We start from the raw sequence: 16415 nt of genomic DNA, 5'->3' as shown, positions 1-16415 counted from the left end.
CGTGTTCGCCCGTCTCCATACCCTGTCGGCCGCCTCGCGCGACACCTTCTGGCGCTCGCTGAAGGCGCTGGGCGCGACCCGCATCGTCATTGCCCTGGTCTTGCTGCTGTACTTCAGCGCCGGCAAGCTGACGCTCCCGGAACTGTCGGTGCAGGTGTGCATCGCCTACCTGCTGCTGGCGGTGGGGATGCAGGTGCTGGCTATCCGCTGGCGCCGCCATTTCATGCTGCAGCTGATGTCGCAGGTGGCCTGCGACCTGACCTGCATCTCCTTGCTGTACCTTGCATCGGGCGGCCTGCGCTCCGGCCTGGCCATCCTGTACCTGTTCCCGCTGGCCGGCTGCGCCATCCTGGCGCCGCTGGTGCTGTCGCTGTTCAGTGCTTCGCTGGCCACGCTGTTCATGCTGGCCCATAGCGCCTACTTCGCCATTGCCGGGGAAGATTCATCGGTGCTGCAGGCCGGCTTGTACGGCGTTGCCTGGTTTGCCGTGACGCTGGTGGTGAACCGCATGGCGGCGCGCCTGATCGGCCAGGAAGAACTGGCGGCGCAGCGCGGCATTGAAATCGGCGTGCAGCAGGCCGTCAACCGCCTGGTGATCGCGCATTCGGCCGACGGCATCCTGGTGGTGGGAGCGGACGGCACCATCCATATGAGCAATCCGGCAGCGCAGCAGATGCTGGGCGGCGCCGCGCAGATGCTGGATGGCGCAGCCCTGCAGCCGATTGCGCTCGCTTACGAAACCTGGCGCAACGACCCGCATCAGGCCAGCGCCTTCATCACCGTCAAGCCGTTCGAGGACCCCCAGAAGGAAGACATGACGGCTGCCTGGAATTCGCGGCGCGACGTGGCGCTGCACCTGAAACTGCGTTTCGCCGCCGCCGATACCAACGGCCTGGACGTGGAGCGCAACGTGATCTTCCTGGAAGACGTGACCAGCATCGAGGAAAAGGCGCAGCAGCTCAAGCTGGCCTCGATGGGCCGCCTGACCGCCAGTATCGCGCACGAGGTGCGCAATCCGCTGTCGGCCATCGGCCACGCCAATTCGCTGCTGGAAGAGGATTTGCACGCGCCCGTGCACAAGCGCCTGCTGAAGATCATCGCCGACAATGTGGCACGCGTGAACCGCATGGTGGAAGACATCCTGCAACTGTCGCGCAAGGCGCAAAACCACCATGAGCCGATGGAGCTGGAAAGCTTCCTCAATGACTTGAAGGCGGAATTCGACGAAACCCATAAGCTGGACAGCAAGATCGTCTGCCTGGGCGGCATGCGCCAGGTGGTGGTGCGCTTCGATCCGCTGCACCTGCGCGAAGTGCTGATCAACCTGCTCAACAACGCGGTGCGCTACGCCAGCGGCACGCCGGCCAGCATCCGCGTCTTCATCGTGCAGGTGGCCGGCCGGCCGCTGGAACTGCACGTGCAGGACGATGGCCCCGGCATTTCGCCGCAGGTGCGGGCCCACCTGTTCGAGCCGTTTTATACTACGTCGAGCAAAGGCACGGGCCTGGGGCTGTATCTGGCGCGTGAATTGTGCTCGAATAACGAAGCCATGCTGGACTACGAACACCGCTTCGAAGCCAGCGTGACAGAGGGCGGTGCGCGCAAATCGAGCGGCCGTTTTGTGATTACATTTGCGAAAAACACATGACTTCTCCACGTGTCCTGGTCGTCGACGATGAAGCCGACCTGCGCGAACTACTGGAAATTACCCTGCTGAAGATGGGGCTGGACGTGGACAGCACCGAAACACTTCAGCAAGCACGCCAGCTGTTTGCCGAAAAAGACTTCCAACTGGTGCTGACCGACATGCGCTTGCCCGACGGCCTTGGGCTGGACCTGGTGCGCGAGGTGGCGGCCAGCGGCAAGAATATCCCGATTGCAGTCGTGACGGCCTTCGGCAGTGCCGAAAATGCCGTGGTGGCGCTGAAGGCGGGCGCCTTTGACTATGTGAGCAAGCCGGTGCAGCTGGAGCAGTTGCGCGTGCTGGTGCAGTCGGCGTTGAAGCTGAGCGACAGCGCCCCGGCTGCCGCCCGGGCGCGCGGACAGGCGCAAGGCAGGCTGCGCGGCAGTTCGGCTGCGATCCAGGCCCTGCGCGCCCAGATTGCCCGGCTGGCGCGCTCGATGGCGCCGATTGCCATCAGTGGCGAGTCGGGCAGCGGCAAGGAGCTGGCGGCGCGCGAAATCCACGCCCAGAGCTCGCGCGCGGACAAGCCGTTCATCGCCGTCAACTGCGGCGCCATCCCGGAAGCCCTGATGGAGGCCGAGTTCTTCGGCTACCGCAAGGGCGCGTTCACCGGCGCTTCCGACGAGCGCGACGGCTTCTTCCAGGCTGCCAACGGCGGTACCCTGATGCTGGACGAGGTGGCCGACCTGCCGCTGGCCATGCAGGTCAAGCTGCTGCGCGCGATCCAGGAACGGCGCGTGCGCAAGATCGGCGCCACGGCCGAGGAGCCGGTCGACGTGCGCATCATTTCAGCCACCCACAAGAATCTGGAAAAGCTGGTGGAGGACGGCCTGTTCCGGCAGGACTTGTTCTATCGCCTGAACGTGATCGAACTGCGCCTGGCGCCCTTGCGCGAGCGGCTTGACGACCTGGACGAACTGGTCGAAGCCATCCTGGCGCGGCTGGGGAGCTTTGAGCAAAAGGTGGTGCTGGCGCCCGGCGTGCTGGACGTCTTGAAAGGCTACTCCTTCCCGGGCAATGTGCGGGAGCTGGAGAATATCCTGGAACGCGCGCTGGCATTTTCCAATGATGGCGTGATCTCGGCGGAAGACCTGGCGCTGAAAGGCGGTTCGCTGCCGGCGCCAGTGCCAAGCCCTGCGCCCGTGGCCGCGCCAGCCGCTCCTGCCAGCCCGGAGCCCAGCCAGGCTGCCGCCCAGCCGGCCAGCCCGGCCGCCACGCCAGCGCCGGTGGCAAGCTTGCCGGCCGAAGCCCCTGCAGGGGCGGCCGCAGCAGGCGGCGCGCCGGCCATGCCGCAGCTGCCGGCGTTCAATGTCCAGGCAAGCAGCCTGCCGGCCTACCTGGAAGCGGTCGAGCGCGACATCATCACGCGTGTCCTGGCCCAGGCCAACTACAACCGCACCCAGGCCGCCCAGCTGCTGGGCATCAGCTACCGCCAGCTTCGCTACCAGATGCAGAAGCTGAACATCCAGGACCCAGGCTAGCAGTTCGCGGCGGCGGGGCGCCCGCCGCCCGATTGGTCTATAATCCCGGTCCGCCGCGAAAATCCCCTTGATTGATGTAGCGTTTTCGCCAACGCACAACCGTGTGCTGCGCCGCAACATTGCTTATTAAATCAGCACGCAAAAAGCTGTGTTAGTGCTCGCTCACCGCCGATCGCCTGTAGCGATGGGGGATATCAAAAGTCAATAAGAAAACGTGGTCTAAACGAAAAAATTTCACCTTGTACGATCCGAATCACGTCACTACAATTAGTGGACAGAATTCGATGGTCCACTAGATATAGTGGCCATTAACAAATACTGAATACGCGGAGCATAAATGCAATCTACTCAAGATATTTCCACCACTCAGGCGCCTCAAGTGCCTGTTTCCGCTGGCGAAACCGCTGGCGGCGTCGCTGTTTCCGCTAGCCAAATGGCCGACTACCGCATCATCCGCCGCAACGGCGCCGTGGTCGCTTTCGAGCCATCCAAGATCGCCGTGGCAATGACCAAGGCCTTCCTGGCAGTAAACGGCGGCCAGGGTGCGGCTTCCGCCCGCATCCGCGAACTGGTGGAAGAATTGACCAAGAACGTGGTGAGCGCCCTGATGCGCCGCCAGCCAGCCGGCGGCACCTTCCATATCGAAGACGTGCAAGACCAGGTTGAACTGGCCCTGATGCGCTCCGGCGAACACGACGTGGCACGCTCCTACGTGCTGTACCGCGCCAAGCACATGGAAGAACGCCGCCTGAAGAAAGAGGCAGCCGGCGCCACCGCGACCGCTGAGCCGCAGATCAACGTCACCGAGAACGGCGTATCCCGTCCGCTGGTGATGCAGGAAGTGCGCGACCTGATCGGCGCCGCCTGCAAGGGCCTGGAAAAGCACGTCGATGCCGACGCCATCCTGGCCGAAACCGTGAAGAACCTGTACGACGGCGTGCCGGTCGAAGAACTGCACAAGTCCGCCATCCTGGCTGCCCGCGCGCTGATGGAAAAGGACCCGGCCTACTCCCAGGTGACCGCCCGCATCCTGCTGCACACCATCCGCAAGGAAGTGTTCGGCAAGGAAGTTCCGCAAGCCGGCGCCGCTGCCGCCTACATCGAATACTTCCCGCAGTACATCGCCAAGGGCATCGCCGCTGAACTGCTGAACGAAGAACTGGGCAAGTTCGACCTGGCCAAGCTGGCCAAGGCCCTGGTGGCCGACCGCGACCTGCAGTTCGGCTACATCGGCCTGCAAACCCTGTACGACCGCTACTTCCTGCACGTGCGCGATGTGCGCATCGAAATGCCGCAGGCCTTCTACATGCGCGTCGCCATGGGCCTGGCCCTGAACGAAACCGACCGCGAAGCGCGCGCCATCGAGTTCTACAACCTGCTGTCGACCTTCGACTTCATGTCGTCGACCCCGACCCTGTTCAACTCCGGCACCCAGCGTTCGCAGCTGTCCTCCTGCTACCTGACCACCGTGTCCGACGACCTGGAAGGCATCTACGACGCCATCAAGGAAAACGCACTGCTGGCCAAGTTCGCCGGCGGCCTGGGCAACGACTGGACCCCGGTGCGTGCACTGGGCGCCCACATCAAGGGCACCAACGGCAAGTCGCAAGGCGTGGTGCCGTTCCTGAAAGTGGTGAACGACACCGCCGTGGCAGTGAACCAGGGCGGCAAGCGCAAAGGCGCCGTCTGCGCCTACCTGGAAACCTGGCACATGGACATCGAGGAATTCCTCGACCTGCGCAAGAACACCGGCGACGACCGCCGCCGCACCCACGACATGAACACCGCGAACTGGATTCCGGACATGTTCATGAAGCGCGTGATGGAAAAGGGCACCTGGACCCTGTTCTCGCCATCCGACGTGCCTGACCTGCACGACAAGTTCGGCAAGGAATTCGAAGAAGCCTACCTGGGCTACGAAGCCAAGGCAGCCAACGGCGAACTGCGCCTGTTCAAGAAGATCGAAGCGCTGGACCTGTGGCGCAAGATGCTGTCCATGCTGTTCGAAACCGGCCACCCATGGATCACTTTCAAGGATCCGTGCAACATCCGTTCGCCGCAGCAGCACGTGGGCGTGGTGCACTCGTCGAACCTGTGCACAGAGATCACCCTGAACACCAATGACGACGAAATTGCCGTCTGCAACCTGGGTTCCGTCAACCTGCCGGCCCACATGAAAGAGGGCAAGATCGACCACGTCAAGCTGCAGAAGACCATCCGCACCGCGATGCGCATGCTGGACAACGTGATCGACATCAACTACTACGCAGTTGAGAAAGCACGCAACGCCAATATGCGCCACCGTCCGGTCGGCCTGGGCGTGATGGGCTTCCAGGACTGCCTGCACATGATGCGCGTGCCATACGCCTCGATGGAAGCGGTGAGCTTCGCCGATACCTCGATGGAAGCCGTGTGCTACTACGCCTACCTGGCTTCGACCGAGCTGGCGGAAGAGCGCGGCCGTTACGAGTCGTACGAAGGCTCCCTGTGGTCGCGTGGCATCCTGCCGCAAGACTCGGTGCGCCTGCTGGCGGAACAGCGCGGCGGCTACCTGGAACAGGACCTGTCGTCCGCGATGGACTGGACCCCGGTGCGTGAACGCATCGCCAAGTTCGGCATGCGCAACTCGAACTGCGTGGCGATCGCCCCGACCGCAACCATTTCGAACATCATCGGCGTGTCGGCTTGCATCGAACCGACCTTCCAGAACCTGTACGTGAAGTCCAACCTGTCCGGCGAATTCACCGAGATCAACGCCTACCTGGTGCGCGACCTGAAGGCACGCGACCTGTGGGACGAAGTGATGATCGCCGACCTGAAGTACTTCGACGGCTCGCTGAGCAAGATCGACCGCGCTCCGCAAGACCTGCGCGACATCTACGCCACCGCGTTCGAAGTGTCGCCAACCTGGCTGGTGGAAGCAGCATCGCGCCGCCAGAAGTGGATCGACCAGGCACAGTCGCTGAACATCTACATGGCAGGCGCTTCCGGCAAGAAACTGGACGAAACCTACAAGCTGGCCTGGCTGCGCGGCCTGAAGACCACCTACTACCTGCGCACCATTGCAGCGTCGCACATGGAGAAATCCACCACCCGCACCGGCGCCCTGAACGCCGTGTCCGCGAACGTGCCGGATGCCCCGGCGGCAGTGACTGCCGAGGTAACCGAAGGCGCCGCCTGCTACCTGCGTCCTGGTGACCCAGGTTTCGAGGAATGCGAAGCCTGCCAGTAATACAATAGTCATAGTTAGAACCGGTAAACCGGGGTCTGACCCGCTGGGTCAGACCCCGTCTGCACAAAGTCCTCGGCTGTAACAATACCGTCGGCGGTCGAGCAGAAGGTGTCTGACCCTATGGGTCAGACACCGGTTTACCGGTTAAAAAAGAGTAAATCTAAGAGGAAAAAACAAATGCTATCCTGGGATGATGAAGCCGCGGCCGCCCCGCGCCAAACCCCACCACTGGGCGCCACCGCCGAAGCCACCGCCGAGCAAGTCGCCCTGCGCGTCAACGCCGACGACAAGCGCGTCATCAACGGCCAGACCGACGTCAACCAGCTGGTCCCGTTCAAGTACAAATGGGCCTGGGACAAATACCTGGCCGGCTGCGCCAACCACTGGATGCCGCAGGAAGTGAACATGCAGCGCGACATCGAGCTGTGGAAGAACCCGAACGGCCTCTCCGAAGACGAGCGCCGCCTGGTCAAGCGCAACCTGGGCTTCTTCGTCACCGCCGACTCGCTGGCAGCCAACAACATCGTGCTGGGCACCTACCGCCACATCACCGCCCCTGAGTGCCGCCAGTACCTGCTGCGCCAGGCGTTCGAAGAGGCAATCCACACCCACGCCTATCAGTACATCGTCGAATCCCTCGGCCTGGACGAACAGGAAATCTTCAACGCCTACAACGAAGTAGCGTCGATCCGCGACAAGGACCAGTTCCTGATCCCGTTCATCAACGTGCTGACCGACCCGGCCTTCAAGACTGGCACCATCGAGACCGACCAGCAACTGCTGAAGTCCCTGATCGTGTTCGCCTGCCTGATGGAAGGCCTGTTCTTCTACGTCGGCTTCACCCAGATCCTGGCGCTGGGCCGCCAGAACAAGATGACCGGCGCCGCCGAGCAATACCAGTACATCCTGCGCGACGAATCGATGCACTGCAACTTCGGCATTGACCTGATCAACACCATCAAGCTGGAAAACCCGCACCTGTGGACCCCGGCCTTCAAGGAAGAGATCAAGGGCCTGTTCCTGCAAGCCGTGGACCTGGAATACCGCTACGCGGAAGACACCATGCCACGCGGCGTGCTGGGCCTGAACGCAGCCATGTTCAAAGGCTACCTGCGCTTCATCGCCAATCGCCGCGCCACCCAGATCGGCCTGGAAACCCTGTTCGACCAGGACGAGAATCCATTCCCATGGATGTCGGAAATGATCGACCTGAAGAAAGAGCGCAACTTCTTCGAAACCCGCGTCACCGAGTACCAGACCGGCGGCGCGTTGAGCTGGGATTAAACCCTGCTACCTGGAAAGCCCGGCACTGCCGGGCTTTTTTGTATCTGAAGCCAGGAAATAAGATGTTCTCCTAAATGAGGTATGCAATGACCAACGTTGTCTCTCCGAACCAGATCGCGGCAGGCCTTACTGAACACTGGTCGCCCCGCGTAGTGGCAGAACTGGACGACTCGTTCGTCAAAGTTGCCAAGGTACTTGGCTCGCTCACCTGGCACAGCCACGATAACGAGGACGAGCTTTTTTATATTCTCAAAGGCTCTTTAACTATCGAGATGGAAGACAGAACGGTGGTGCTCCGTGAAGGGGAGGCTTTCGTCGTTCCGAAAGGCGTCAGGCACAATCCCGTCGCTGTTGAGGAGTGCCATATCATGCTGATCGAACGAAAATCGACGCTTCATACCGGTACCGAAGTTACGACAAAAACGCGGAGCCTTGCCGACCAGTTGCGTCCGGTCTGAAAGAAAGTGACAGACCGCACCTTGTCAATGTAAAAAAATTCAATCGTGCATCAATGAAGTGTTAAATAAAATATAATTTCCACTCCGAATTTTCTTGATTTTCAGGAGTGCTCGCATGTCCCCACGCCTCGCCGGCCTTGAAATGGCCGGGCTCACCGAAGCCAATCGCCCGATCCGCCTGCGCCTGTTCCGCGGTGAGGGGACAGCTGACGACAAACTCCTGGTCAAGCACGTTAGCGGTGTGGAGAGCATCTGCGGCGGTATCGAATACAGCCTGCTCTGCGTTTCGTCTGAAGCCGGACTGCCGCTCAAGCAGTTCATGGCCAATCCGGTTGAACTGCAGTTCGTTACCGACAGCGGCGGCCTGCGCTCCGTGTGCGGCATCGTCGCCTCGGCCATTGAAGGGCAGGGCGATGGCGGCCTGGCCACCTACCAGCTGATCGTGCGCGACGCGCTGTCGCTGCTCGACAAAACCAGCAATACGCGGGTGTTCCGCAACGCCAGCGAAATCGATATCACCAACACCATCTTGCGCGAATGGCGTGACTCCAATCCCGTCGTGGCACGCGCATTCCAGTTCGACCTGGGTCACTTGAAAACCTACCTGGCGCGCGAATTCACCATGCAGTACAACGAATCGAACGCCGCTTTCCTGCAGCGCCTCTGGAAGCGCCGCGGCATTGCGTGGTTCATCCGTCCCGGCGCATCGAGTGAACACGGCAGCGACGAAGCGCCGGCCCACACGCTGGTGCTGTTCGACGATGCCATGTCGCTGGAAGAGAACGCGGCCGGCACCATTCGCTACCACCGTGACGACGGTACCGAACAGCGCGACACCATCACGACATGGCACGCAGTGCGGCAACTGAGCGCCGGCAGCGTGAGCCGCCGCAGTTGGGATTACGCCCAGGCCTGGTCCATGGGCAGCCAGAACCTCAGCGAGGCTGACCAGGGCAAGCTTGGCAACCAGTTCGCCAGTGGCCTTGATGATTACCTGGTCGATGTGCCGCATGCGGGTGACAACGACGCCGATTACCGTAGCCTGGGCACCCTGCGCATGCAACGGCATGAATACGAGTCCAAGTTCTTCCAGGGCGAGGGCAGCGACCGCAATATGTGCGTAGGCCAGTGGAATCGTGTGAGCGGCCATCCGGAGCTGGAGTCGCATTCGGAAGAGCAGCGTGAGTTTGTCATCACCGAACTGCGTGTGGAGGCCGAAAACAACCTGCCCAAAGCATTCGACGACCGCGTGCGCCGGCTGTTCGCGCTCAATCACTGGCGTACCGACAGCAATGGCATGGAGCAGGCCAGTGCCGAACGCGGCGTGCGCTACACCAATCGCTTTACTTGCGTGAGGCGCGGCATTCCCATCGTGCCGCGCTACGACCCACGCATCGATCTGCCGCGCACCGAGGCGCAGAGCGTGACGGTGGTCGGCCCCGTCAACGAAGAAATCCACTGCGATGCGCTGGGCCGCGTCAAGATCCGCTTTGCCGGCTGCCGCAACGAAGACCATGAGCACGCCAACGGCGCCGGCGCGTCCGACAGCGAGCGCGATTCGGCCTGGGTGCGCGTGGCCAGCGGCTGGGCCAGCGCCCAGTATGGCGCGATCTCCCTCCCGCGCGCCGGCGACGAAGTGATCTGCGTCTTCCTCGGCGGCGACCCGGACAAGCCACTGATCATCGGCCGCGTACATGGCGGCAAGACCAACCCGCCATCATTCAGCCACCGCAGCCGACTGCCCGGCGACAAATACCTGTCCGGCATCAAGAGCAAAGAGGTCAAGGCGCAGCGCTATAACCAGTTGCGCATGGACGATACGCCCGGCCAGATCAGCGCCCAATTGGCCAGTGAACATGGACACAGCCAGTTGAACCTCGGTTATCTGACCCATCCGCGCTGCGACGGCGAAGCCGACCCGCGCGGCGAGGGCTTCGAGCTGGCCACCAACGACAGCGGCGCCATTCGTACCGCCAAGTCGCTCCTGATCTCCGCCTGGAAGCGGCTGGACGCCTGCGGCAACCAGCTAAGCAGCGACGAACACCTGGCCCTGATGCAGGACTGCCTCGACCTGTTCAAGTCCCTTGGCCAGTACGCCGCCGAACACCAGGGCCTTGCGCTGGATGCCGAGCCGCAAGCGGAACTCAAAGACCATGTGGACGCCGCCGCCGGCGGCAGCAATACCGATCGCCAGCGCGACGGCGGCAAGCCGACGCTGAGCATGACGGCGCCGGCCGGAATCGCGCTCAGTACACCGAAAACGCTGGTCAGCTACGCCGGCGTGAACGTCGACACGGTGGCCCAGCAGCATATGCAGTTCACGAGCGGCCAACGCTTCAATCTCAATGCGGGGAAGGGCATTTCGCTGTTCTCGCACATGGACGGCATCACCCAGGTGGCGCACAAGGGCAAGTTCCTGCTCCAAAGCCAACTGGATGACATGCAGATCAATTCGGCCAAGGACATCAAGGTCACCGCTGCCAAGCGCCTGATCATCATGGCCGAAGAAGAAGTGACCTTGATGGTGAGTGGTGGCGCCTATTTGACGCTGAAAGGCGGCAATGCCGAAATCGGCGGTCCGGGACCACTCACCGTGAAAACGGATGGCCACCACTGGAACGGTCCCGCAAGCGCCGCGACCGAGCTGCCCAAGTTTGAATCGGGCGATTTTGGCCGCGTGCCACGCCTGCTGCGCGCCACCGACGGCAAGCCGGTGGAAGGCATGCAGCTGCACGTCGAGCGCGTCGGCGACAGCGCGATGAAGGGCGTCAGCGATGGTGCCGGTACCGGCGAAAAGATCGTCGCCGACCGCCTGCAGCAGATCAAGGCCATTTTCTATCGTCCGCGCAAATGAAGTGCACTCCCGTATCAGCCAGGAAATCGCATCAATGACGAAGCCATTAACTTTTGACGGTCCGGTTGAGGACCCGTGTAACCTGATCGTCGGCGCCAAGAGTGGCGTCTGCCTGGTCGACCCCAAACACCTCGACGTGATCGCCCAGATGCCGCTGCCGGGCATTACCATTTTCGTGCACGGAGTGAATTCCGATGGCGAGTGGTACACGCAGACGGAAGATGGCATCTGCAAAGGCCTGAACGACCGCCTCAAACGCAATGAGGGACAGATTGTTCATGCTACGCCGGAAGGCGGCCAGCTACGGCCAGCCAAATATATGGAGGAGTTGACGCCGGATGGGTTCATTAATCCCGAGCTGAACGAAAATTCTTTTGTTGATTGTGCGGGTAGTTTCTCTCCGGTGATTCACTTCCGCTGGGGGTATAAGGCTAGCAGCGAAGAACTGCAGAAGTTTGGCGATTCCATTTACCTCAATGAAAAGAACTATTGGGGAGGTGGGCCATTTGCCAACGGGTGCACATCGCTGCCCGACCTATGGGGAAGCGGCATCGACGACACTCTGTTTCTGTGGCTGCACATCCAACACATGAACCCGACCAATGATCGACTGGTGTATTCCTGCCCACCCCGGCCTTACTACGTGCTGGCCGCGTTGCGCCTGGCGAAGCTGGTCGAATCGATCCGTAAGAAGCAGGCCGATACCCCGATTACTATCGTCTGCCATAGCCAAGGCAATATGATCGGCATTGCGGCTGCATTTCTCGGTGATCGGCTCGATCCCGTCAGTGACGCGACCGGTAAAACTGGCAACTGCGTAGCAGATACCTACGTGCTGTGCAATCCGCCTTACAGCTTATTGCAAGAGAACGCTACCCAGACCTGGGCCGAGCGCGGGATGAAAGACGAAGAGGGGCGTAGGGGGCGTACAAGTGGCGAGGCCCGCTACAAGACGCTGGCCGCCTTCTTTGACATCATACGGAAGCAGGCGGCATACGAGCAACCAGCATCTGTCGTTGATGAACTCATGAAAAACGAAGCGCATGGTTTCGATGCGCGAAGCGACCGTAACAAGTATGGCTATGGCGACAAATTGACAACGTTTGGACGCGTAACCCTGTATTTCAATCCGCACGACCAAGTAATTTCATCCTCCACCATTCAAGGCATAGGCTGGCGTGGCCTGAGCCAGCAAGAGATCAATGCCACCAGCGGCCACGGTGTGTTCAGTCAAAGGGTGTTCGCGCAAGGATTCAAAGTTGGTGAGCAGGGGCAATACGACTTTGCACAGGCGATGAAAGACCGCGGCATTAAGGAGTTCTGGCACCCGCCTTCGCCGATAGCAAAATATTCCATTTCAAAAGGCCTTGCGGCCAACACGAATATTTTTGGCAAAGTGATGACGCTTGTAAGCGCTCCGTTGGTAGTGGTAGCAACATCGCTGGCTCGTACACGCATCAATGGCAGCCCGCCAGAAAACTGGAAGACGCCACTTACCGCACCAAACCTGCCAGATTCGTTCTTGCCAGTTGCGCTGCGTTTTGGCCAGCCGTGCGCCGACTTCGATCAGAGCTACGATGCTCCGGGCGACTCGCGCGACAAGAATCGTGAACGCAACGAAGGTGACGCTTATGCTGGCGACCGGACCATTCCGCGTGGTGGCTCAGAGGGTTCGACACGCAAGGGTACCGATACGGCAGAAGGTGATCAGTCTTCCGAGGCCGGCTTGCGTTATGAGCACCATGCCATGCTACGCATGCAGGCGAAACGGGAGGGCCTCTATAAAAATGGAGATCAAGCGATGGAAGAAGACGATCCAAGTACTGCCAGTGCAGAATACAATGCTTGGCGCACCAAGAAAATCAAAGAGAGCCTGGCTGATAACATCGACACACATGCGACAGACCATTCGACGATTATGACTAACGGCATGCATGCACAAAAGGCGCTTGCCTACGACGTGGCAGTTGGCGCTTGCTATATCAAAGCAGTAGATTTTACCGAGTTACGAAAGGCTGCAGACTGGCGATTCCTTCGTGGTCTTGATGACGATAATTCTAACAAGCGATTCAAGGAATATTTTGAATTAGGGAAGTTCAAGAAATTAGCTGTTCACACTTGGGCGGAAAACGATCCTGAAGGCAGCATGCCTATTAAGATCGTTAATCAACGAGGCTTCTTTGCCAAAGTACCCAAGGGGGCACAATGAAATTTCTGTCTGAGACGCGTACGCGCCGAGTCGCCTGTGCCTTATTCGCCTTTGTTCTTGCAGTCATTGCGGCCTTCGTAATTACGAGAGGAGCCGCTGAATCCTCGCCAAATTTGCTATCTGATGGTGACCTTATGAAACGTTTCTTGGTTTTTCCCGCCTTGTTTGGAGCTGGCGTACTGGCTTTGTTAAGCCTCGGCACACATGCAGCCGCCCAGCCGGTGCCCGCAGCGGCTGAGTCGGCGGTACCAAATTTAGTAAAGCCCTTTATGGCTCAAGTCGTTGGCCTTCAATGGCTTAACCCGCTGCAGAGGCGGGATTATCCGACCGAGTGGCAATTACTTTGGACCTTAGGGCTTGTGCAGCCTAACAAGGACGATGACATGGTTAAATTAAAGCCTGAGAAATTCTCGAAGGTTCAAGCGATAGGAATTATCGCCTCGGGCAATAATGGAAGGGAGTCATTCAAGGGATATCATCACAAGTACGTTGATGCCCTTACCGAGCTCTTTCACGACATCTATTTTTCCAGTCCAACGTATTTTTACAACGCCCATTCGCTCACAGACAAGAAGACATGGCGTGAGTTGGCTGGTATCCACGTCGAGTATGCGCTGCCAGAAGGTCGCTTGAATCCGATCGAGGCCGCAACATACACGCGGGAACGCATTATTGATACGTTTGACATTGGAAACCCGAACTTTCCCAAAGCATGGAACCGCGACACGCCACCTGACGTACGCGTAACGATGGGCGGCCCCAACGCCGGTTTCACTTCGCTGGCTGCAGGTCTCGACTACCTACAAGCACATCCAAACGAAACAGTCTGGGTGATGAACTGGGATGCCCCGAGCTTTCCGCCGAAAGACGAGCAGATAAACGAAAACATGGTGCTTTTGGTTCTTGCTGGCCCAGACTACAGCACTGAGCGCGCGCCACTGGCCTGGATCGGTTACCCTGCCACGCAAAAAGTGGCGGACTTTGAAGCGCAAAAAGGCCAGCCGCCGCGCCAGATCCAAGCTTGGAAGGCAGTAGTCGAAACCGCCGCTCGGAACGTCGGCAAGCAGGATAGCGATATCGGCTACGTTATTCATGACGCCAACAATACCCATTCCGCCTCATCCGAGCGTATCGGCGCACTGGCTCAAACCCTGACGACTGAACTGGTGGATTTCGATTTCACGAAGCAGACCTTCAATACTCCTGCGCTGCTGGGCGAAATGGGCGCCGGCACGGCGCTAACCAATGTCGCACTTGGTATTGCTTACGCCAATCATATTGGCAAGAACGTGCTGGTCGCTGGTACAACCAACGCGGAACAGCCGACAGCAGTCGTTGTAAGCCCGCCTGCCAAAGTGCGGCCAATCGATCTAAACGCTCCTTGGTTCCGGGCTCGGGGTGGCGGCAGCGCATTCCTGCCTTGGTGGGGACTGCGTCACGACGCCAAGCCTGGCTCGCAAGGCTATTCGCGATGAGTAAGGCCGTCACATGCGCGGCGTGATCCGCCTGAACGACCCCACCAGCCATGGTGGCATCGTCATCAGTGCATCACCTAATTCCAAGGTCCATGGAATCGCTGTCGCCCGCAAGGGTGACAGCTGTACCTGCCCAGTGCCTGGTCATGGCGTTTGCGTGATTGTTGAAGGTGACCCCAAAGTGCTGATCGACGGTGTGCCAGTGGCATTTGACGGTCATAAAACCAGCTGTGGCGCGACCCTTATCACCACTGCCCCGAAGAGCACCCGCGGATAACGTGGGCAGTGCATTGTCGCGGCAGATTTTGTGCGCGAAGTAGTTGCGGCAGGGGAGTATCGGTGGCAGTGCAGCCAAGGTGACTATCCAGTCGTCGCCCTTTTCCCAACAGATGCTGACTATGAATCGATTCTTACTTTTGCCTGCCCTCTTTAGCACGAGTGTCATGGCATTGCTTAACCTTGGCGCGTGCAGTACGACCCGGTCTGAGCCTGCCGCCGCGATGGGGGCGCTGCAGGAAGCCAAACCATTTCAGGCACAAGTCGTTGGGCTGCAATGGCTTAACCTGCTGCAACGGCGGGATTATCCGACCGAGTGGCAATTGCTTTGGACCTTGGGGCTTGTTCAGCCTAACAACGACGATGACATGGTTAAGTCAGATCCCAAGTCATTCTCGGAGCTCCGGGCGATAGGCATTATCGCGAGCGGTAATGATGGGGTGGAAACCTTCAATGGATTTCATCACAAGTACGTTGATTCACTGACGCTAAGATTTCACAAGAATTACTTTTCAAGTTCGACATATTTTTATAATGTCCACTCCTTAAAGGACAAGAAAACGTGGCGAGAATTGGCTGGCATTCACGTCGAGTATGCATTGCCCGAGGGGCGCCTGGATCCAATCGAGGCGGCAACCTACACACGAGAGCGCATCGTTGATACGTTTGATATTGGCAATCCTAACTTCCCCGCCGCATGGAGCCGGAGTACCCCGCCAGACGTACGTGTAACGATGGGCGGTGCCAATGCTGGATTCACATCGTTGGCCGCTGGTCTCGACTATTTGCAAGCGCACCCAAACGAAACGGTCTGGGTGATGAACTGGGACGCCCCGAGCTTCCCGCCAAAAGACGCGCAGATTAACGAGAATATGGTGCTGCTGGTGCTCGCTGGTCCGAACTACAAGACGGAGCGTGCACCGCTGGCTTGGATTGGCCATCCGGCCGCCACGAACGTGGTGGACTTCGAAGGCCAGGAAGGACAGCCGTCTCGCGAAGTCCAGGCTTGGAGGGCGACTATGGAAGCCGCGGCACGTAACGTTGGCAAGCTAAATGGCGACATTGGCTACGTCATTCATGATGCCAACAAGACTCACTCTGCTTCTTCTGAACGCATCAGCGCCTTGGCTCAAACACTCACCACTGAGTTGGTGGACTTCGATTTCAAGAAGCAGGCCTTCAATACTTCGGCCCTATTGGGCGAGATGGGGGCTGGCACGGCGCTGACCAACGTTGCACTTGGCATCGCCTACGCCAATCACCTGGGCAAGCACGTGCTGGTGGCAGGCACCACCGACGCCGAACAGCCAACGGCAGTCGTGGTGAGCCCACCCGCCAAGGTACGCCCGATCGATCCGAACGCGCCGTGGTTCCGAGCCCGCGGCGGGGGCAACGCATTCCTGCCTTGGTGGGGATTGCGCCACGATGCAGGACCGGAGCCGCAAGGCTATTCCGACTGAGG

10 protein-coding genes are annotated in these 16415 nt (G+C 59.8%); all 10 read left to right on the top strand.

Features of this window, described 5'->3' with window-relative positions; genetic code table 11:
• Position 1: 1 nt before the first annotated feature.
• Positions 2-1648: an ATP-binding protein gene (locus tag ACN9MY_RS27665; RefSeq protein ID WP_426164920.1), complete on the top strand. Its 1647-nt coding sequence runs from the start codon at positions 2-4 to the stop codon at positions 1646-1648.
• Positions 1645-3165: a sigma-54-dependent transcriptional regulator gene (locus ACN9MY_RS27660; protein ID WP_426164918.1), complete on the top strand. Its 1521-nt coding sequence runs from the start codon at positions 1645-1647 to the stop codon at positions 3163-3165. The genes ACN9MY_RS27665 and ACN9MY_RS27660 overlap by 4 nt, the downstream gene beginning before the upstream one ends.
• 337 nt (positions 3166-3502) lie before the next feature.
• Positions 3503-6397: a ribonucleoside-diphosphate reductase subunit alpha gene (locus ACN9MY_RS27655; protein ID WP_426319275.1), complete on the top strand. Its 2895-nt coding sequence runs from the start codon at positions 3503-3505 to the stop codon at positions 6395-6397.
• Between the two features lie 177 nt (positions 6398-6574).
• Positions 6575-7681: a ribonucleotide-diphosphate reductase subunit beta gene (locus tag ACN9MY_RS27650; protein ID WP_426164914.1), complete on the top strand. Its 1107-nt coding sequence runs from the start codon at positions 6575-6577 to the stop codon at positions 7679-7681.
• Positions 7682-7767: 86 nt separating this feature from the next.
• Positions 7768-8139 carry a cupin domain-containing protein gene (locus ACN9MY_RS27645; RefSeq protein ID WP_426164912.1) on the top strand — a complete coding sequence of 124 codons (372 nt, stop codon included), beginning with the start codon at positions 7768-7770 and terminating at the stop codon, positions 8137-8139.
• 115 nt (positions 8140-8254) lie between these two features.
• Positions 8255-10993: a type VI secretion system Vgr family protein gene (locus ACN9MY_RS27640; protein WP_426164910.1), complete on the top strand. Its 2739-nt coding sequence runs from the start codon at positions 8255-8257 to the stop codon at positions 10991-10993.
• A 34-nt stretch (positions 10994-11027) separates the two neighbouring features.
• Positions 11028-13202 carry a T6SS effector phospholipase Tle3 domain-containing protein gene (locus tag ACN9MY_RS27635; protein ID WP_426336421.1) on the top strand — a complete coding sequence of 725 codons (2175 nt, stop codon included), beginning with the start codon at positions 11028-11030 and terminating at the stop codon, positions 13200-13202.
• Positions 13199-14677 (top strand): virulence factor, encoded by a 1479-nt coding sequence (locus tag ACN9MY_RS27630; protein WP_426319273.1) that lies wholly within the window; start codon positions 13199-13201, stop codon positions 14675-14677. Before ACN9MY_RS27635 ends, ACN9MY_RS27630 begins: the two co-directional genes overlap by 4 nt.
• Positions 14678-14690: 13 nt before the next feature.
• Positions 14691-14954: a PAAR domain-containing protein gene (locus ACN9MY_RS27625; protein ID WP_426319272.1), complete on the top strand. Its 264-nt coding sequence runs from the start codon at positions 14691-14693 to the stop codon at positions 14952-14954.
• A 166-nt stretch (positions 14955-15120) separates the two neighbouring features.
• The gene (locus ACN9MY_RS27620; RefSeq protein ID WP_426164902.1) at positions 15121-16413 is read left to right on the top strand and encodes a hypothetical protein; all 1293 of its coding nucleotides are present in this window, start codon (positions 15121-15123) and stop codon (positions 16411-16413) included.
• Positions 16414-16415 lie beyond the last annotated feature (2 nt).

Origin of the sequence: Pseudoduganella sp. R-31 (assembly GCF_049913235.1) — a bacterium.
Classification (GTDB): Bacteria; Pseudomonadota; Gammaproteobacteria; order Burkholderiales; family Burkholderiaceae_D; genus Rugamonas.
Note: the sequence above shows the minus strand (reverse complement) of the source record. Positions and strands in the feature narration are given on the sequence as shown.